The sequence below is a fragment of the Arthrobacter sp. zg-Y40 genome (assembly GCF_020731535.1).
Classification (GTDB): Bacteria; Actinomycetota; Actinomycetes; order Actinomycetales; family Micrococcaceae; genus Arthrobacter_B.
In genome coordinates this window covers 108,621-126,925 of the sequence record NZ_JAJFZS010000008.1, presented here as the reverse complement: position 1 = coordinate 126,925, position 18,305 = coordinate 108,621, and the positions used below count along the sequence as shown (strand labels likewise).

20 protein-coding genes are annotated in these 18,305 nt (G+C 66.9%); 11 read left to right on the top strand and 9 right to left on the bottom strand.

The genetic code is table 11. From position 1 onward, the window contains the following. Window positions 1–101 precede the first annotated feature (101 nt). Window positions 102–1,166 carry a hypothetical protein gene (locus tag LJ754_RS07970; RefSeq protein WP_227926178.1) on the bottom strand — a complete coding sequence of 355 codons (1,065 nt, stop codon included), beginning with the start codon at window positions 1,164–1,166 and terminating at the stop codon, window positions 102–104. Window positions 1,167–1,239: 73 nt separating this feature from the next. Between LJ754_RS07970 and LJ754_RS07965 the strand changes: the two genes are divergently transcribed. The 3 genes from LJ754_RS07965 (at window position 1,240) to LJ754_RS07955 (ending at window position 4,452) form a co-directional block, all read left to right on the top strand. Then, a complete protein-coding gene (locus tag LJ754_RS07965) occupies window positions 1,240–1,809 on the top strand; it encodes a TetR/AcrR family transcriptional regulator (RefSeq protein ID WP_227926177.1) in 570 nt (189 codons plus the stop codon). A gap of 148 nt (window positions 1,810–1,957) precedes the next feature. Further along, window positions 1,958–2,869, top strand: a complete 912-nt coding sequence (locus LJ754_RS07960) for an ABC transporter ATP-binding protein (protein ID WP_227911549.1) — start codon at window positions 1,958–1,960, stop codon at window positions 2,867–2,869. Further along, window positions 2,866–4,452 (top strand): ABC transporter permease, encoded by a 1,587-nt coding sequence (locus LJ754_RS07955; protein WP_227926176.1) that lies wholly within the window; start codon window positions 2,866–2,868, stop codon window positions 4,450–4,452. The genes LJ754_RS07960 and LJ754_RS07955 overlap by 4 nt, the downstream gene beginning before the upstream one ends. Before the next feature lie 123 nt (window positions 4,453–4,575). Here LJ754_RS07955 and LJ754_RS07950 read toward each other — a convergent pair whose 3' ends face one another. After that, window positions 4,576–4,965, bottom strand: coding sequence for a VOC family protein (locus LJ754_RS07950; RefSeq protein ID WP_227926175.1), 390 nt, complete (start codon window positions 4,963–4,965; stop codon window positions 4,576–4,578). A gap of 152 nt (window positions 4,966–5,117) precedes the next feature. Between LJ754_RS07950 and LJ754_RS07945 the strand changes: the two genes are divergently transcribed. Next, the gene (locus tag LJ754_RS07945) at window positions 5,118–6,566 is read left to right on the top strand and encodes a lipase maturation factor family protein (protein ID WP_227926174.1); all 1,449 of its coding nucleotides are present in this window, start codon (window positions 5,118–5,120) and stop codon (window positions 6,564–6,566) included. Here the strand turns inward: LJ754_RS07945 and LJ754_RS07940 are convergent. The 3 genes from LJ754_RS07940 to LJ754_RS07930 all read right to left on the bottom strand — a co-directional run bounded on the left by LJ754_RS07940 (window position 6,563) and on the right by LJ754_RS07930 (window position 8,985). Next, a complete protein-coding gene (locus tag LJ754_RS07940) occupies window positions 6,563–7,366 on the bottom strand; it encodes a pullulanase X25 domain-containing protein (protein ID WP_227926173.1) in 804 nt (267 codons plus the stop codon). The two genes, LJ754_RS07945 and LJ754_RS07940, sit on opposite strands and share 4 nt — an antisense overlap. A gap of 89 nt (window positions 7,367–7,455) precedes the next feature. After that, window positions 7,456–8,196 carry a lipoate--protein ligase family protein gene (locus tag LJ754_RS07935; protein ID WP_227926172.1) on the bottom strand — a complete coding sequence of 247 codons (741 nt, stop codon included), beginning with the start codon at window positions 8,194–8,196 and terminating at the stop codon, window positions 7,456–7,458. A 3-nt stretch (window positions 8,197–8,199) separates the two neighbouring features. Continuing rightward, complete coding sequence (locus LJ754_RS07930) at window positions 8,200–8,985, bottom strand: thioesterase family protein (RefSeq protein ID WP_227926171.1); 786 nt, start codon at window positions 8,983–8,985, stop codon at window positions 8,200–8,202. 99 nt (window positions 8,986–9,084) lie between these two features. Between LJ754_RS07930 and LJ754_RS07925 the strand changes: the two genes are divergently transcribed. Next, window positions 9,085–10,056, top strand: a complete 972-nt coding sequence (locus tag LJ754_RS07925) for an aldo/keto reductase (RefSeq protein WP_227926170.1) — start codon at window positions 9,085–9,087, stop codon at window positions 10,054–10,056. Window positions 10,057–10,067: 11 nt separating this feature from the next. Here the strand turns inward: LJ754_RS07925 and LJ754_RS07920 are convergent, their stop codons facing one another. Then, entirely contained in the window at window positions 10,068–11,426 is a 1,359-nt protein-coding gene (locus tag LJ754_RS07920; protein WP_227926169.1) for an FAD-dependent oxidoreductase, read from the bottom strand. A gap of 277 nt (window positions 11,427–11,703) precedes the next feature. Beyond that, window positions 11,704–12,408 carry an SOS response-associated peptidase gene (locus LJ754_RS07915; protein WP_227926168.1) on the bottom strand — a complete coding sequence of 235 codons (705 nt, stop codon included), beginning with the start codon at window positions 12,406–12,408 and terminating at the stop codon, window positions 11,704–11,706. 85 nt (window positions 12,409–12,493) lie between these two features. Here LJ754_RS07915 and LJ754_RS07910 point away from each other — a divergent pair, with 85 nt between their 5' ends. Next, window positions 12,494–12,826 carry a hypothetical protein gene (locus LJ754_RS07910; protein WP_227926167.1) on the top strand — a complete coding sequence of 111 codons (333 nt, stop codon included), beginning with the start codon at window positions 12,494–12,496 and terminating at the stop codon, window positions 12,824–12,826. A 29-nt stretch (window positions 12,827–12,855) separates the two neighbouring features. Here LJ754_RS07910 and LJ754_RS07905 read toward each other — a convergent pair whose 3' ends face one another. After that, window positions 12,856–13,701, bottom strand: coding sequence for an aldo/keto reductase (locus tag LJ754_RS07905; RefSeq protein WP_227926166.1), 846 nt, complete (start codon window positions 13,699–13,701; stop codon window positions 12,856–12,858). Between the two features lie 136 nt (window positions 13,702–13,837). Between LJ754_RS07905 and LJ754_RS07900 the strand changes: the two genes are divergently transcribed. Both LJ754_RS07900 and LJ754_RS07895 read left to right on the top strand, forming a co-directional pair. Beyond that, window positions 13,838–14,827, top strand: coding sequence for an NAD-dependent epimerase/dehydratase family protein (locus tag LJ754_RS07900; protein WP_227926165.1), 990 nt, complete (start codon window positions 13,838–13,840; stop codon window positions 14,825–14,827). 148 nt (window positions 14,828–14,975) lie between these two features. Next, on the top strand, window positions 14,976–15,605 hold the full coding sequence (locus LJ754_RS07895; protein ID WP_227926164.1) for a TM2 domain-containing protein: 630 nt from the start codon (window positions 14,976–14,978) through the stop codon (window positions 15,603–15,605). On the opposite strand, the gene LJ754_RS07890 is transcribed toward LJ754_RS07895, so the two are convergent. Beyond that, window positions 15,595–15,774, bottom strand: a complete 180-nt coding sequence (locus tag LJ754_RS07890) for a hypothetical protein (RefSeq protein WP_227911563.1) — start codon at window positions 15,772–15,774, stop codon at window positions 15,595–15,597. The two genes, LJ754_RS07895 and LJ754_RS07890, sit on opposite strands and share 11 nt — an antisense overlap. A 153-nt stretch (window positions 15,775–15,927) precedes the next feature. On the opposite strand from LJ754_RS07890, the gene LJ754_RS07885 reads away from it, so the two are divergent. From LJ754_RS07885 to LJ754_RS07875, 3 genes are all read left to right on the top strand, one after another. Continuing rightward, window positions 15,928–16,347 (top strand): LexA family protein, encoded by a 420-nt coding sequence (locus tag LJ754_RS07885; RefSeq protein WP_227926163.1) that lies wholly within the window; start codon window positions 15,928–15,930, stop codon window positions 16,345–16,347. Then, the gene (locus LJ754_RS07880) at window positions 16,340–17,665 is read left to right on the top strand and encodes a Y-family DNA polymerase (RefSeq protein WP_227926162.1); all 1,326 of its coding nucleotides are present in this window, start codon (window positions 16,340–16,342) and stop codon (window positions 17,663–17,665) included. Before LJ754_RS07885 ends, LJ754_RS07880 begins: the two co-directional genes overlap by 8 nt. A 148-nt stretch (window positions 17,666–17,813) precedes the next feature. After that, entirely contained in the window at window positions 17,814–18,254 is a 441-nt protein-coding gene (locus tag LJ754_RS07875) for a hypothetical protein (protein ID WP_227926161.1), read from the top strand. Window positions 18,255–18,305: the final 51 nt, after the last annotated feature.

Sequence of the window (18,305 nt, the reverse complement as noted above, 5' to 3'; positions counted from 1 at the left end):
CAAGGCCCGACTGTAGATGGCTGTGTTGTTTCTGGTGTCCGCAGATACGACTAGGGTGCTGGTGGCTGAGGCGATGGGCAACCGAACCCTCTGCGTACCGCCTACGCAGACACCACTGCACGGGTCTCGTCATCACGCTGGCCGTGCGGCGCGGACGTCGCTGCGGATGCCCGGGCATGGGCGGTGAGCGTGAGGACGACGCCGACGGCGGTCCATCCGATGAGGATCCACCACTGCGGGGCGAGGTTCGCATGGGGGAAATAGCTCAGGGATCGAACGAGCCAGTTCGACGCTCCCGGAACGAAGAACTGCCCGATCTGGCCCCAAGGCTCCGCTAGGAATTGCCACGGTGTCGCCGCAGAGGAGATCGGGTTCCCGATGAACATAGTGAGTACCGCACCGACGCCGATACCCTTGGCCCCAAGCAGCGATTTGCATCCCACGATGAACGAAGCGGTTGCGAGAACCGACAGTCCCATCGCGGCGGCATTGATCCAAAAATGCCCCTGGAGGTATTCGAACCACGGCTGCAGGACAAGGGTGAGGCCGAGACCCGCTGCGACGGCGAATCCGGCAAGGGCGGCCAGCCTTCGGGCGGCTCCGGCAACCAACAGCGAGATTACGACGCCGCCAATCATGCCGCCCATCGTCATTGGGAATGAGGCAGCGGCCAGCCCGCTGCCGGACGGGTCGGAATCAGAGAGCGGCACGACCGGAGTGACGGTGACCGTGGCTGCTGCGGGATCGCCCCCGGTGGCAAGAGCCTGCTGGGTCCGCTGGGCCTGCAATTGAGCAGCGGCACCGTTGAGCAACTGGGTGGCTGCGGCACTGGCGGCAGGGGCAGTCAGCACCTCGGGCGCCGTCGTGCCCTCTCCCAGGATGATGGCGCCGTAGGATTCGCGGGATTCGATCTGCAGTACAGCTTCATCGCGGTCCGCTGCATCCACAAAATCGAATGTCTCGGGCGACTGTGCGCCGATGATGTCCTGGACAGCAGTCACTGCCGCGGCCGGGCCGGCGATGCTGACGGGCAGGTGCTGCGCCGTCGTGACCTTCGAAGGCCAGAGGAATGCCAAGACCACGAGCAGGGCAATAAGTGAGCCGGCGACACCGAGGCCGGCAGCCTTGGACCACTTGGTGGGAGGGGAATGGAGCTGGGTAGTCATGGGAATCTCCAGAGTCAAAAAGAACAACCATACTGTTTGGGTCCCAGCGTAACAGAACGGGTATTCTGTTTGGATGCCTCGTCTTACGGATTCCCGTCGCGCCGCCCGCCGCGAGCAGATCGCGGCCGCTGCCATGCGTTGTTTCATAGCCAACGGATTCAGTGAGACGTCGATGGCGGAGATCATCAAGGAGTCGGGGCTTTCCGCTGGCTCGATCTACTCCCACTACGACAGCAAGGCCGACCTGATGCGGAGCGTTGCCGCAGAATTGTTGGAGGAGCGGACCGCCGGTCTGGGCGCTGCAGCCACCCCCGGCGATGTGGTGCGAACCATCCTTGCCTCCATCGATCGCGAACGCGCAAGGCTTCTGCTTCAGGTGTGGGCCGAGGCTGCACGGGATCCGGAAACGGCCTCCATGGTGCAGGACCAGCTGCGGGCCATTCAATCGGCGGCTGAAGCGAGCCTCCTGGATTGGGTGCGTGCTCACACCACTCCTGCCGAGCAGGATGTTGGGGAGGCCGCCACTGCGGCTGCCCATGCTGTCCTGTCTGCGGCCCAAGGCTACGTGGTCCGGATCGCCCTCGATCCAGGACTCGACCCCGGCGTGCTCATTTCCTCTATCGCCGCCATGGTCGACCGGTAGGAGCTGAATCAAGGCATTCCGGGTTCTAGAACCACTTCAGCCGGATGTTCGAGATGACTGCATGGACGAGGATTTGGCCGACACCCATGAACGCATGGCGGATTTGCCAGCACACTAGCTGTAGGGATGGCTAGAGAACGGGGAGGCTATGAGCGCGGAGTTAGTCATCAGTGTTCAGGGGCTGGAAAAGTCTTTCGGGAGATTCCAGGCTCTGAACGGGCTGAACCTCCAGGTTGAGCGTGGGCAGGTGCACGGTTTTCTGGGGCCAAACGGCGCCGGGAAGTCAACAACTATCCGTGTGCTCTTGGGGCTGTTGAAGGCCGACGCCGGAGACCTGCATGTCCTGGGTAAGGATCCGTGGCGGGAGGCCGTGCCGCTGCATCGGCGGCTTGCCTATGTACCGGGCGATGTCGCGTTATGGCCGGGCATGACCGGCGGCGAAGCCATCGACCTGCTGGGATCGCTCCGCGGCGGGCTGGACGAGGGGCGGCGGGCGGAACTGATCCAGCGGTTTGAGCTGGATCCCGCGAAGCGGGGCCGGCAGTACTCCAAGGGGAACCGGCAAAAGGTAGCCATCGTCGCCGCCCTGGCCTCCGACGTCGAGCTCCTAATCCTCGACGAGCCAACCAGCGGCCTGGACCCGCTGATGGAGAACGTCTTCCAGGAAGTGATCGGTGAGGCAAAGCAACGCGGCACCACGGTGCTGCTCAGCAGCCATATCCTCGCCGAAGTCGAAACCCTCGCGGACCGGGTGAGCATTATCCGGGACGGACGGATCGTGGAGGAAGGCACGCTGGCCCAGCTTCGCGGGCATACCACCGCCGCCGTCCGCGCCACTCTGGAACGTGACCCACAGCCCGGCCAGCTGACCGCATTCGGGGACGTGCACCTGGACGGCGGCAAACTCACGGCCGTGGTGGAGTCCGCACGGGTGGGTGAGGCAATGGCAGCACTCACCCCGTTCGGCATCACATCGCTGACCGTTGAACCGCCCTCGCTGGAGAGCCTCTTCCTGCGGCTGTACGACGATGACACCCCCTCCACACGGGCGCGCCCATGAGTAACGCCCTGACGGGTACCGGACCCCTGCTGCGCGCTACTGTCCGGTTCGACGGACGTAGCTTTGTACCGTGGATCCTGATCGCGACGGCGCTCTCTGCGTCCTCCGTGCTCGTCTACCCATGGGTCTTTCCCACCCAGCAGGACCGCCTCGGGCTAGCCCTTGCCATTGGCTCCAACCCGGCACTGGGCCTGATCTTCGGGCCGGCCTATGATCTGAGCACCGACGACGGTTTCAACGCTTGGCGCAGCCTCGCCCTGGGCGGATTCCTCGCCGCACTCGGATCGATTTTCATCGTCACCCGGTCCAGCCGGGGTCAGGAGGACTCCGGACAGGCGGAGCTTCTGGCATCCGGTGTACTGGGCCGGAACAGCCGTCTGCTGGCGGGAGTGAGCCTGGCCCTGATCGGCTCGGTGGCTCTGGGAGGCGTCGCCGGAGTCGTCACTTCCTGGTGCGGCGGCAGCTGGAATGCGTCCCTGCTGCTGGGAGCAACGTTCACTGCCACCGGTTGGATGTTCGCTGCGGTCGCCGCTGTGACGGCGCAGCTAGGATCCGATGCGCGGACGGCCAACTCGCTGGCTGTGGGTACCTTCGGCGCGCTGTTCCTGCTGCGCGGCTTCCTGTATTCGGTGGAGGCACCGGACTGGACGTCCTGGATAAATCCGTTGAGTTGGATGACGGAAACCCGGCCGGCCAGCGGCAACCACTGGTGGCCGCTGCTCCCCGCAATGGCCGTTACTCTGGTCCTGCTCGGTATAGCCTTCCTGCTGCAGTCCCGGCGCGACTTCGGGCAGGGGGCCATCGTCCCCGGACCCGGCCCCGCCCGGGGCAGGGTTGGAACTCCGTGGAGCCTGGCGGTCCGGCTGAACCGCGCCCCGCTCCTGACATGGACCGTTGCATTCATGATTATCGGGGTGGTCTTCGGGTTTTTTGCCCGCTCCTTTAAGGACATCCTGAGCGGTGACAGCGCAGCCGCCTCGGTTCTCGCCTCCGGTGCCGCCACGCCGGATGCTCTCGCGCCGGCCTTCCTGACGACGATCCTGAGTCTGGTCGGTATTCTCGCCGCCATTCCGGGCGTGCAGATCGTGCAGAAGGTGCGGACCGAGGAGCTGGCGGGCAGGCTGGAGCCGGTTCTGGCCGCCGCCGTTCCGCGCTCCCGTTACTTCACGGCGAACGTCATCCTCGCATTGGCCGCACCAACCATCTACCTGCTCCTGGCCGGAGCCATCATCGCGGTGCTGGCCTCCGGAGAACTGGGCATCGACGCCGGCAGGGTTCTGCTGCAGGCCGTGGTGACGGTTCCGGCCGTGTGCACGGCCACCTCCGTATCCGCAGCGGTCGTCGGCGCCCGCCCCCGGCTGGTGATCGCGTCTTGGGCGGGCGTGTTCATTTCCTTTGCGCTCACGTTGCTGGGCCCGACGTTCAGGCTCTGGGACTGGGTGCTTGCTATCAGTCCGTTCTGGCACGTTCCCAACGTTTCCGTCGACGAGGCCGGGTGGGCCGGGGCAGGAATCTCCGCCGTCACCGCTGTGTTCCTACTGATCGGTTTCACTGGTTTTCGCCGTCGAGACCTCGATGGGTAGCCATTCGTCGCCGATGGAGCCGGTGCGGCCAGCTAAAACGCGACAGCCCTACAGCCGCATGGGTCCTCCCCCTGGCACACCCGCGCGGGCCTTATCAGCATGCTAGTCGGCGGCGGAGGAAGGTCAGCCGTTGCTGCCGGCGATCTGGATGAGGTTGCCCACCGTGTCGGAGAACACCGCCGTCGTCATTGGTCCCATCTGCGTCGGCGGCTGCGTGAACTCCACGCCCAGGTCCAGCAGGCGCTCATATTCATCCTGCACGCTGTCCACGGCGAAGGACGTGAACGGAATCCCGTCCGCCACCAGCGCCTGCGTAAACGGAGCGACGGCGGGATGCCCGGCCGGTTCCAGCAGCAACTCCACGCCGCCCTCCTCCCCCGGCACGCCCACCGTCAGCCAGCGCGCCCCGCCCGCCGGCACATCCTGCCGCGGCTCGAATCCCAGCACGCGCGTGTAAAAATCCAGTGCTTTGTCCTGGGCGTCCACAAAAATACTCGTCACCACAATCCTCATGGCTGATCCCCTGTCTGCTCGGTGTTTCTCTGTCCGGTCACTGTCTCCGTACGGCCATCTGCCCGTCGGCGCACCGCCAGTATCGGGGGCAGCCGGAAAATGCGGGAGGGTAGTGCCGCTGCGTCCGGCAGCGGCAGCTAGGCTGGATGGCCATGGAGCTCTTCAGCGCCGAAGGATACGAGTTCGCCCGCCAGGTGCTGCAGCGCGGTATCGCCGCCGTCTTCCTGATCGGTTTCCTGAATGCCGCTGCGCAGTTCCCGGCACTGCTGGGCGAAAACGGGCTGCTGCCGGCGCCGCGGTTCCTGCAGCGGACGGCGGGCCGCGGCATCCCCACGCTGTTCCGCTGGCACTACTCGGACCGGTTCCTGCTCATAGTGGCCTGGACGGGTGCGGCGGTCTCGGCCCTGCTCGTGGCCGGAGTGCCGCAGTCCGGCCCGTGGTGGCTGCCCTTGGCGGCTTTCCTGCTGATCTGGGGCCTGTACCTGTCCATAGTGAACATCGGGCAGACCTTTTACGGTTTCGGCTGGGAGTCGCTGCTGCTGGAAGCGGGGTTCCTGGCCGCGTTCCTTGGCTCCGACGACGTCGCTCCCCCGGTGACCGTGCTCTGGCTCTTCCGCTGGCTGGTGTTCCGGCTGGAGTTCGGTGCGGGCCTGATCAAGATGCGCGGAGACAAGGTGTGGCGGGACCTCACGGCCCTGTATTACCACCACGAAACCCAGCCCATGCCGAATCCGGCCAGTTGGTTCTTCCACCACTTGCCCCGGCCCCTGCACAAGGTGGAGGTGCTGGGCAACCACTTCGCCCAGCTGGTGGTGCCGTTCTTCCTGTTTTTCCCGCAGCCGGTGGCCTCGGTTGCCGCCGCGGTCATCATCATCACCCAGCTGTGGCTGATCCTCTCCGGCAACTTCGCGTGGCTGAACGTCCTGACTGTCCTGCTCGCGTTCACTGCGGTCAGCGACTCGGCCGTGCAGGCGGTGCTGCCGGGCATCCGGTTCGCGGATGACCCGGCTGCTGTGCCGGTGGCCAACGCCGTCGTCGTCCTGGCGGCAACCGCCGCGATGCTCTACTGGGCCTGGGCGCCGCTGAAGAATCTGTTCAGCCGCAACCAGCTGATGAACGCCAGCTTCAACCGCTGGCATCTCTCCAACGCTTACGGCGCGTTCGGCAGCATCACCCGGCACCGGAACGAGGTGGTGATCGAGGGGACCAATGACCCGCCGGGGCCCGGTGCCCGCTGGCGCGAGTACGGATTTCGGGGAAAACCCGGGGACCCGCGGCGGATGCCGCGCCAGTTCGCGCCGTACCATTTGCGGCTGGACTGGCTGATGTGGTTTCTGGCCCTGGGCTCCTACGGTGCATGGTTCCCGGAGCTGCTGCGGAAGCTGCTCGCCGGTGACCGCCGGACCCTGCGCCTGCTGCGGCGGGACCCGTTCAACGGGGTGCCGCCGCGCTGGATCCGTGCCCGGGTATACCGGTACCGCTATTCCACCCCGGCTGAACTGCGCGCGGAGGGGGTCTGGTGGGTCCGGGAGCCGGCCGGGACCCTGGTGGATCCGGTTGAGGGACCCGGCCCGGCCGGCGCACCCCGTCCCGGGTCTTAGGCGCTGACCTCGGGCTTGGTGATGACCGAGTGGGTCGCGTGGTCGTACAGGAACGTCAACGGTCCGCCGGCGTGCTGCATTTCGATGTTGCCGCCGTCGCGGTGTGCGTCGTGTCCGTAGTTCTCGTCCCAGGAACCGTTGAGGGCAACCTTGTACTCATACGTTCCCTCGGGCAGTTCCACGGTGAGCTTCCACAGTTCATCGTGCCGGTCAAAGGCGAAGCGCAGGTCCGTTCCAGCCGGATCCCAGTCATTGATGCCCAGGGCGGACCGGAAGCCGCCGGCCAGGACCACGGACTCCGGCTGCGGGAAGGACGGTTCGGGGACGGACTCGGGATGCGCACCGTGCTGCTCGGCCGGAACTTCCGGGACGGAAACGGCGTCGCGCAGCGCTTCCTCCACCACGTCCTCCACCACTTCTTCCGCCGGCGACGCCTGGTCGGGGGTGGAAGCAGCGGGTACGGGCTTGCCGTTCAGGGCCGCGGCCAGGTGGGCGGGCTCCGGGAAATCCTTCAGCGCCTGCCGGCCGGCGTTGGTGATGCTCCAGCCGGAGCGGGCTTCCTTGAGGATCCAGCCTGCCTTGACCAGCTTGGTGGTGGCATTGACCAGGGCCCGTTCACCGCGGGCGGTGCCGCTGGCCAGGGTTTCGGCCTCGCTGCCCGTCAGCGGAACCCGGTCCAGGGCGGCGCCGAGAACCTTGCCCCGGCTGATCTTCCCGGCGGCGGAGGGCTCCTCCGCGGCGAGGATTTCGAGGACCGCGCGCAGCCGGAGGGCAGTATTTTCAACGGTGTCTGAACCCAATGGAATTCCTTCGTAACGTATGTGCTGATAAGCCTGCTGACAGTCATCCACCTTAGCCGGGGGCGCCGGACGCAGGAAGCACCGAGCCCCTAGTGTCGCCCGGCCAGGTCCGTGAGGGCAGTGAAATCGCCCTCATCCAGGGCGGCATAACCGGCGTACGCGGCCCGCACGGCGTCCTCCACCCGGTCCGTGGTCAGCTGCGGGACCAGGTCGGCGGCCGCGCCCGCGGTCCGGGGATCCCACCCGAGCCCCAGCTCGGCATAGCAGTCGGTCAGCACCCGGCGCAGCGGCGTACCGTTGCCGACCACCAGCACCGTGGAAAACAGCCAGGCCCCGGAAACCACGCGCTGGGCCGTGCCGGCCAGCTTGATCCGCTCCCCCGGGGCTCCTTCGCCGTAGACGCTGAACTCACCCGGGCAATACTCACCCGGGATCGGTCCGACGCCGGCGGTCAGCCCGTTCTTGGCCAGCGCCCCGGCCAGGAGGTCAGCGAACCGGGCGAAGCGGTTCCGGGACCCGGACAGGGCGTCTGCCTCCGGCTCCACATGGTCCAGGATCAGGCAGTCCCGGTGGTAGGCGGCAGCCCGGCCGCCGGCCTTGCGGACCAGGGGCGCGAATCCGTGCCGGCGGGAAGCAGCCTCTGCGGCGGCGAAACCGGGAAGTTTGGCATCACGCTGCCCCAGCGCCACAGTGGGAACCGGGCGGTAGATGCGCAGGGTGGGGCCCAGCTCCCCGCGCCGGACGGCATCGAGCATCGCCAGCGCGAAGTCCAGGTCCTCTGCAGCTCCGAGGGACCGCTGCTGCCGGACCACCGTCAGGGCGGGCTGCACGTCCTAGGCCCCGCCGAGGGGCCGGACCGTGAGGATCTGCTCGCTGCGCCCGAACGGACCCTGCAGATCATGCAGGACCGCCGAGGTCAGTCCGATGCCGTCCGCTCCGAACGTGACCCGGGTGTCCAGGCCCAGCCATTCGCCGCGCGGTTCACGGTGCAGGTGCAGCTGCAGGTCCACGTTCGGGAACATGTAGCTGTCCCCGCCCGGGGGCACGCGGGTGGAGATGCCGTTGGCGGTGTCAGCCATGCCGATCATCTTCACCAGGTCCGACGTAGGGGTGCCTTCCACCATTTCGTGCGGGGTGCGCAGCCAGCCCCGTCCGCGGCCGGGCCGGATGCCGGGCAGGGCGCGCATTTCCAGGGATTCGATGAACGCCCCGGGCCACGCCGTCAGGCTTTCGCGGGACCCTGCCTCTGCGGGGCCGGGCATGGTCTCGTCTTCGACGGCGGCCACTTCCGGCGTGGTTCCCCGGGCCAGCCGCCATGCGGTGGCGCGTACCGCGGCGCGCCCGTCCGCAACCATCTCGGCCTGCAGGAGTTCAATGGTGCGTCCGGGCCGCAGGACGGTGGTTTTCACTTCGAAGGTCGTGCGCGGAATCAGTCCCAGGATGTCGTAGCTGATGCGCGCCATCCGGAGCTCGGGCCGCGGCTGGAATTCCTCCAGGCAGTGCGCCAGCAGGCCCGAGATGGGTGCCATGTGCTGCTCGTGCGGGTTCCACGCGCCCTGCGTGTGGATGGTGGCCTCATAGACCCCGTTGCCCAGTGAGCGGTAATACGATTCAGCCACGTGCTTTGCTTCTCCCTGCCGGTCCTTATTTGGCCTTCAGGCTACATCAGCACCCCGGCGTGTCTGGTCCCGCCGCGTGTCCGGGGACACAATGGCCGGATGGAATACACCCATCTTGGCCGGTCCGGCCTGTCCGTTTCCCGCCTGTGCCTGGGCACCATGAACTTCGGTCCCAAAACCGAAGAGGCGGACGCGCACGCCATCATGGACTCCGCCCGTGACACCGGCATCAATTTCTTCGACACGGCCAACGTCTACGGCTGGGAGCGCAAGGGGTGGACGGAGGAGATCATTGGCCGCTGGTTCGCCAAGGGCGGCGGCCGGCGCGAGGACACGGTCATCGCTACCAAGCTGTACGGGTCCATGAGCGAGCGGCCCAATGACACGTTCCTTTCGGCGCTGAACATCCGCCGCGCCCTGGACGCCAGTTTGAAGCGGCTGCAGACGGACTACGTAGACCTCTACCAGTTCCACCACATTGACCGGAACACGCCCTGGGACGAGATTTGGCAGGCCATGGAAGTGGCTGTGGCGCAGGGCAAGATCATCTACAACGGCAGCAGCAACTTCGCTGGCTGGCACATCGCCCGCGCCCAGGAGAACGCCCGGCGGCGGAACTTCACCGGGCTGGTCAGCGAACAGTCCATCTACAACCTGATTAACCGGTCCGTGGAGCTGGAAGTCATCCCCGCCGCACAGCAGTACGGGCTGGGCCTGCTCCCCTGGTCCCCCCTGCAGGGCGGCCTGCTCGGCGGGATCCTGCGGAAGGAGGCCGACGGCGGCGGACGGCGGGCCGAGGGCAGGGTACGGGACCTGCTGGAAAAACACCGGGACCAAATCCAGCAGTACGAAGACTTCGCGGCGGAGCTGGAAACTGCACCCGGTGTGCTGGCCCTGGCCTGGCTGCTGCACCAGCCGGCCGTCACCGCACCGCTGGTGGGCCCGCGCACCCAGGAACAGCTCGATGAAGCACTGGTTGCCCTGGACGTCACTTTGGATCAGCCGGCCCTTGACCGGTTGGACGGGATCTTCCCGGGCCACCGCACCGCGCCGGAGGACTACGCCTGGTAGCCGCGGTCCGGCTACACTGCTGCGAACCCGGGCAGCGCGAAGCGGGCGCTCGGATCTGCTGACGAACGGATATCGGCGAGGCGGGCCGCGTTGCTGCCGAAATACGCGGCGCCGGGGTCAGTAATCGAGGGATCGAGATAGTTGACATAGGCCCCGGTGCCCCACCACGGCTCCATCGCGGCCCGGGATTCCCGAACGAACACGTCATAGGGGGCCGGGTCCGCTGAGTCCTCGAACGTGGCAGTGTATTGCACCGTGGCGTAGGCATCCCGGTGGGCAAACCCTGTCTCCACGTGCAGGTCCCGCACGGCTCCACCGAGCGCGTCGAGGGACACTGAGACCTCCCTCGCCCCGGCCAGCTGCTGGCCAAGCATGCACCTCTCCACCAGCGCAGCGGCACCGTTCCGGTCGAGCAGGTCGGTGGGGACATGGGAGGTCGCACTGAACGCTTCCCGCTGCAACAGACCGCCGGCACCTGTGGTGCATTGCTCGGCTGACACACCACCGGCACACCCTGCGAAGGAGAACATCACATCCTGGTACGTCCGGTCCGGTTGGACTGAGTTCACCGTCGGCAGGACGCCGGATCCCTGATGCAGCCCCGCCATATTCGCATCCAGCTCGGACGACGGGCCAATCCATGTTGCCGTCAGCTGGATGGCCGGGCCGGCATGGCGGCCACCGCTGAGGAGTTTCAGCGTGGACCACAGCCGCGGGTCGGCGTCGGGCGCCCACGCCTGCCACGCGAGGATTACGGGAACCGCGTCAGCGAAGGACCATTCAAGGAAGGCGGTGGTAATTGTCGGTGCCGGAACAGTGTCGAAGGTCAGGGACGTGAGGACGCCAACCTGCCCGCCCCCGCCGCGGCAGGCCCAGAGGATGTCCGGGTTCTCATCGGCGCTCGCCGTCATCCGCATACCCTCGGCCGAGACCATTTCAACGGACCGTAAGGCATCTGATGTCAACCCGAAGGCCCGCGTCAGGACCCCCACGCCGCCGCCGAGAGTCAGTCCCGTGATCCCCACCGTTGCGCAGGACCCGGCGGCCAGCGCACGGCCCTGCTGCCCCAGGGCCTCATACACCTGGATAAGCCGGGCACCCGCACCGATGGTTGCGGACCCGTCCGCGGCGACGCTGATGGCCGACAGCGCCCGCACATCGATGACGAGGGCTGAATCACCGCTTGAATGACCGGCATAACTGTGTCCTCCGGACCGCAGGGCCAGCGGCACCCCGGAGGCATTGGCGAACATGACGCCCTCGGCCACATCGTCTGCCGACGCCGCCGAAAGCACCGCCAGCGGCTCCGCACCGTCAAACCGCGGATTTTCCACCTGCCGCGCCGATGTAAACGCTTCGTCACCCGGCATGGACAGTTGTCCCTGCAGGCGTGAACGCAGGCCTTCCCAATCCGGCGGGCCCGCCGGGGATGCGGTCCCGGACGGTGAGGCTGCAGTTGACGCAGGTGGCGGGGAAGCCGGCGCCATACACGCGCCCAGACCGGCAGCCGCGATTCCCCCGACGGAGGCAATAAGCAGGTTTCTCCGCGTCATCTTCACCATGCGCACACCCTACGCCCCGGCAGGCACCGGCATGTCGAGGCCTTTCATTCGCTGGCAATCCCGCCGCCGAAGCCGCACCCGCCTTTCAGGCGCTCGCGGGCTCGATCAGGGCCGGTCCGTCGTTGCGCACGGAGTTCACATCCGTGGACACCACGCGCGGTGTCAGAGTCGGCTCGGGGACGGCGTCGAGCAGCTGTGCGACGTCGGCACCCTCGGTCAGGCGCGGGTCCAGCCAGTCCGCGTACAGGTCCGGCGGAATGATCAGGGGTGTGCGGTCATGGATGTGGCCCAGCGCATCGGCGGCTTTAGTGGTGATGATGGTGACGCTGAGCAGCCACTTGTGCTCATGGTCTTCAGGCAGCGCCGGGTCAGGCCAGAATTCGTAGAGGCCGGCGAAAGCCAGCGGATCCCGCTTCTCCGAATACAGGTAGGTGGGGATTTTCCCCTCGGCGGACTTCTCCCACTCGTAATAGCCGTCCGCCGGCACCAGGGCCCGCCGCTTGACCGCGGCCTTGCGGAAGGCCGGCTTTTCCAGAATGGTTTCCCTGCGGGCGTTGATCATCCGGGAGCCTATCTTCGGGTCCTTCGCCCAGACCGGCACCAGGCCCCACTTGGCGGTGGCCAGCCGCCGCACGGGCTCCTCGCTGGCGAAACGCTCCGTGACAATGCGCACGTCGTCGGTGGGCGCCACGTTCCAGGACGGCTGTACGTCAGGGCCCACTGTCTGTTCGACGGCGAAGGCCGAGACCAGGTCCGACGTCGCCCTTGCCATTACGTAGCGTCCACACATGGCACCCATTGTGCACCATTCGTGCCGCCGTTTCCCGGGCGGCGCCGGTTATCCCTACTCGAACGTATGTTCTATTTTTAAAAGCATGAACCAAGATGCCGTGCTGCGGCTCGCCGCAAGGTATGCCCGGCGGGCGGAGCCGATCGGCCTGACCCCGGAAGAGCTGGACTTCGAGCACAATCCGGTCACCACGTCAGTGCCCGGTGTACCCGTGTGGGCCTGGATCCGCTTTCCGGGAGCGGCGGAGCAGGTCAAGGGTGAGGCCTGCAGCTGGTCCGCCAGGGCCGTGCAGGTGCTGTGGGAGGATGCCGGGGTGCGCCGCTCCACCTGGGTCTGGGCCTCGGCGGTGACCCGGCGGAAGAACAACAGCCGCAAGGAAGCCCTGGGTGAGCGCACGGCCCCGGACCGGAACGGGTGACCCGGTTGCCTTGAACGCGGCACAGCGCCCTAGAGCTGGCTGAACGAGGCGGTGGCCGGGTCCGCGCCGATCCGGCTGCCGGCATCCAGTCCGTCCAGCGTGTCCATTTCCTCCTGCGTCAGGTCCAGGTCCACTGCGGCCAGGTTTTCCCGCAGCCGGCCGGGATTCGCCGATTTCGGGATGACGATCCGCCCCGAGCCGAGGTGCCAGGCGAGCACCACCTGCGCCGGCGTCGTGCCGTATTTGTCTGCGAGCGCCGCCACCTCGTCATCCGCCAGGGCAGCACCCTGTCCCAGCGGGCTGTAGGCTTCCACCGCAATGCCGCGCGCAACCGTGTCGGCGGCGAGCGCAGCCTGCCGGAACCCCGGATGCAGTTCAATCTGGTTGACGGCGGGCAGCACCTGGCTCTGGTCTGCCAGGGCGTCCAGATGCTCGGGCAGGAAGTTGGAGACGCCGATCGCCCGCATGTAGCCGTCACGGTAGAGCCCTTCCAGCTCCTTCCACGCCTGCACGAACATCCCCTGCGAGGGCACCGGCCAGTGGATCAGGTACAGATCCACGGTGTCCAGCTTCAGGGCCCGCCGGCTGTCCATGAACGCAGCCCGCGCCCTGCCCTGGTCCCCGTTGCGCAGCTTGGTGGTTACGAAGATCTCGGCACGCGGGATGCCGGAAGCCGCGATGGCCGCCCCCACCCCTGCCTCGTTGCCGTAGGCCGCCGCGGTGTCGATGTGGCGGTACCCGGCAGCCAGGGCGTCTTCCACAATTTCCTGCGTCTGTTCCGGCGGAACCTGGAATACGCCGAATCCCAGCTGCGGAATCCGCACTGAGTTGCTCAGGGTCAGCTCTGGAACGCTCGAACGCGGGCTCTCGGTCATGGTGGTACCTCTCCTTGATGCCGTCCCCGGGGCTGAATTGCCCTACGCTGGGGTGCAGTTGCGGGCCGGGCACCTCCACCTAAGCCCGGCTCCCTCCCCCAGTCAAGGAAAATCCGGACAGGAAGTGAACCATCCCGTGGCACTGAATCTGCTGTTCATTGGCGGTACCGGCGTGATCAGTTCGGCCGCCGTCGCCCGCGCCGCGGCCCTCGGGCACCGGGTGAGCGTGCTGAACCGCGGCGTTTCCGCGGCGCGGCCGGTACCGGCCGGCGTCGAGGTGCTCCCGGCCGACGTCCGCGACGTTTCCGCAGTCCGGCAGGCGCTGGGAAGCCGGGAGTTCGACGCCGTGGCGGACTTTCTGTCTTTCACCGCCGGGCATGTGCGCGATGCCGTGGAACTGTACCGCGGGCGGACCGGCCAGTACGTGTTCATCAGTTCCGCTTCGGCCTACCAGAAGCCGCCGGCCCGGCTCCCGGTGCTGGAATCCACGCCGCTGCGCAATCCGTTCTGGCAGTATTCCCGGGACAAGATCGCCGCCGAGGACGTGCTGGTCCAGGCCTACCGCAGCGAAGCTTTCCCGGCTACGATTGTGCGTCCGTCGCATACCTATGACGCCACCAAGGTGCCGCTGCTGGGGCGCTGGACCGACATTCACCGGATGCGGGCCGGACTGCCGGTGCTGGTGCACGGGGACGGGACGGCCCTCTGGACCCTGACGCACAGCAGGGACTTTGCCCTGGCCTTCGTGGGACTGCTCGGACGGTCGGCCGCACTGGGGGAAAGCTACACGGTCACCTCGGACGAATTCCTCCCCTGGGACGCCGTATACCGGACGCTCGGGGCGGCAGCGGGGGTTCCCGAACCGGTCCTGGTGCACGTGGCCTCCGAGACCATTGCCGCCCATGATCCGGTCCGCGGACCCGGACTGCTGGGAGACAAGAGCCACTCGGCCGTCTTCGACAACAGCAAGATCAAGTCCCTGGTGCCCGGCTACCGGGCGGAGATTCCCTTCTCCAAGGGGGCCCGCGAAATTGTCCGCTGGTACGACGCCCGCCCCCGGGAACAGGAACCGGACCCCGGCTGGATGGAACTCAGCGACCGCTTGGCTGCCTGGGCGCTCGAGTAACAGCGGGGTTCGGCGCGTGTGGCGCCCCGTTTCCGCCGCAGCGGGCTGTTAGAGTGCGACCATCGTCACAGCACCGGACCCGGTGCCGTGACGGAAGATTCCAGTCATCCTTCGGACAGGTCTGGGGGGAACTTTTTGAAAGGGCAGCATGTCGGAAAATAAGCAGTATCCCGGTAACGATCAGGGAGCCGAGACGGGGGCACCGGCAGCGGACGGGCAGTACAGCTACCCGCAGAGTGCCCCGGAGCCGGCTCAGCAGCCCCAGGCATCCGGACAGCAGTCCACTCCCGCCCCGGCCGGAGAGCCCAGCGCCCAGCAGTACCCGCCGTACGCCCAGCAGGGCAACGGGCAGGACCAGTTCGGGCAGGCTTCAAGCTACCCGCAGGGCCAGTACCCGCAGGCACAGTACGGGCAGGCACAGTACCCGCAGGGCCAGTACCCGCAGGCCCAACAGTATCCCCAGGGACAGTACCCGCAGGGGCAGCAGTATCCCCAGGGACAGTACCCGCAGGCACAGCAGTACCCGCAGGGCCAGTACCCCCAGGGCTACGACGAGCGGAAGTCACGCCTGGTGGCCGGCCTGCTGGGCATTTTCCTGGGCAGCCTGGGCATCCACCGTTTCTACCTGGGCCACACCGGGCTTGGCGTAGCGCAGATCGCCGTAACCCTCGTCACCTTCGGATTCGGCAGCCTGTGGGGCTTCATCGAGGGCATCATGATCCTCTGCAATGCCGCGTCGTTCCGCACGGATGCCAAGGGCGTACCGCTTAAGGAGTAGGCGGGAGCTGCTGCTGGGGCACCTCGGGCTGCATATTGCGGCGGTACCGGTGTTCCAGCAGCAGGCGCGCTCCGTTGACCACGAGCGTTTCCACCGGAACCCCCTGTTCCTCGGCCAGTTCCTCCAGTTCCCGTCCCAGCTTTTTCGGGATCTGCAGCTCAATGATCATGGCTTAAATCGTATAGCGGCTCCGGCGCCTCTTCTGACGCGCGGCCCGTCGGATGCGTCACCTGCCCTTCGGCCGTAGGTATTGCGGCTTCCTGCGGTGCTAGGCTGGGATTCGAAAGTTTGTTCTAGTTGATCACCTCAGAGGGGCGCAGGCATGGCGGTGTTTTCAGCAGACCGTTCCCGCAGGACAGCCCCGCCGCCGGAGGCCGACGCTGCCGCTGCCTCCGGCTTTCCGAGCCCGGCCCGTGACTACTTCGACGGCCGCATTGACCTCAACCGGCACCTGATCCGCGATCCCACCTCCACCTATGTGGTGCGGGTCGAGGGCGACTCCATGGCCGGCACCGGCATCTGCAACGGCGACGAATTGATCGTGGACCGCTCGCTCACTCCGCGGGACGGCGCCGTCGTGGTGGCCGTGGTCAACGGAGAACTGGCCGTGCGGCGCCTCCTGCTGGACGGGAACAAAATCCTCCTGCGGGCCGAAACGCCGGGTTACCCCGATATTGAAGTGTCGGAGCCGTCGGAGCTTTCGGTGTGGGGCGTTGTGACCCGGTGCCTGCACCATGTCTGATCTACCAGCCGCGGAGGGCCGGCCAACTCCTGCCAGCTCCGGCACCCGGATTGCCCTGGTGGACGTCAACAGCTTCTATGTTTCCTGCGAGCGCGCCTTCGATCCGAAGCTGGCCGGAGTGCCCGTGGTGGTGCTGTCCAACAACGACGGCTGCGTAGTGGCCCGCTCGGATGAGGCGAAGGCACTGGGCATCAAGACCGGCACCCCGTGGTTCAAGCTAGCCGAGTCCGCCCAGCAGGTGGGCCTGATCCAGCGCTCCAGCAACTACGAGCTGTACGGAGACCTCAGCTCACGGGTGATGGAACTGCTGGGCCGCTATGCGCTGTGGCAGGAGGTCTACTCCATTGACGAGTCCTTCCTGGGCCTGGCCGGCACCCCGGCCGAACTCAACGCCCAGGGCGCGACCATCCGCACCGCCGTCGCCCGGCACACCGGCCTGCCCGTCTGCGTAGGCATCGGCAGCACCAAGACCCTGGCGAAGTTCGCCAACCGGATCGCCAAGCAGAACCGGCACCTGCAGGGGGTCTGCAACCTGGACACCATGGACCCTGCGGTGGTGGACACCATCATGTCCCGGGTGCCGGTGACCGGGCTGTGGGGTGTGGGATCGCGGCTGGGGACCCGGCTGGCGGCGCTGGGCATCGAGTCCGTGGCGGATCTGCGGGCGGCGGACCCGGCGATGATCCGGCGGAAGTTCTCGGTCATCCTGCAGCGCACGGTGCTGGAGCTCAACGGCACCTCCTGCATTCCGCTCGACGACGAGCGCGCCGACCGCAAACAGCTGATCTATTCCCGCAGCTTCTCCACTCCCGTCACCACACATACCGAGATGCGGCAGGTTATGAGCATCTACGCCCAGCAGGCCGCAGCCCGGCTGGCACGGGAAGGCCAGCAGGCCAGCGTGCTCACCGCGTATGCGGGCACGTCCCACTTCAGCGAGCGCGCGTCGTCGTTCCCCTCGGCCACCGTGCGGCTGCCGGCGCCGACGGCGGACCCGGTGATCCTGAGTCGGGCGGCGGTAGGTGCCCTGGAGACCCAGGTCATTGAAGGCGTCTCCTACACCAAGGCCGGCGTGATGCTCAGCGGGCTCGAGGCCGCCGGGGCACAGCCGCTGTTCGATGAGTTCGTCTCCGACCAGGAGCGCCGCAATCTGGGTGACCTGCTGGGCCGGGTTACGGACAAATACGGGGCTGCGAGCATCGGCCTGGGCCTGGCCGGGATGGCGACGGCGAAACCCGAGTGGACCATGTCCCGCAAGTACTCCTCCCCGCGGTACACCACCGAGTGGAGCGAACTGCCGGTGGTTCGGGCACTATGAGCGGATACCCGGAATCGCAGGCAGCAACAGGTAGTTTTCCGCCGCTGACGCACGCTCCCCCGCCGGTTTACGCTCTATCCTGCAATTGTCTGTCCCGCAATCACCTGTCTCGTAGTCTCTTGTCGCATAGCCATCCCGGGGGGTTCGCATGGATGTTTTCTGGCCCGGCGCCGTCATCGGCCCGGTTCTCGTTGTACTGTGCCTGGTCGGTATACGGAAGCGGGAGGCGCTCGCCGAGGCCATGTTTTCCGGCCAGGAAGCGCTTTACGGGACAAAGTGGGCCAACCGGTCCATGGGCGATCCCAAGACACGGCCAGCCCTGCTGCTAGCGCCCCTCATCGGCGGCACCGTCATGGGGGCTGCGTTCTTTGTCCTCTCGCTCACGGGGGTCCTTGAGATAGACAGCACGGAGAACCCCCCTCCGCCGCCGGGCTTTGTGCTCATGGCACTCACCGGAGCCGGGTTCGGCTTAGCGGCGGCCGTCTACCTGTTCACCCGCAAGGGCCGGAAGCCCTCCCGGAAGCTGCTCTGGGCGCTGACCCTCACCGGAATGGCGTTTATGGCCGGTGCAGCCGTCTTCCTCCGCTGACTGTTCCACTGACTCCGGTGAGCCCGGCGTCGTCCTTTCGTGGGACGCTGG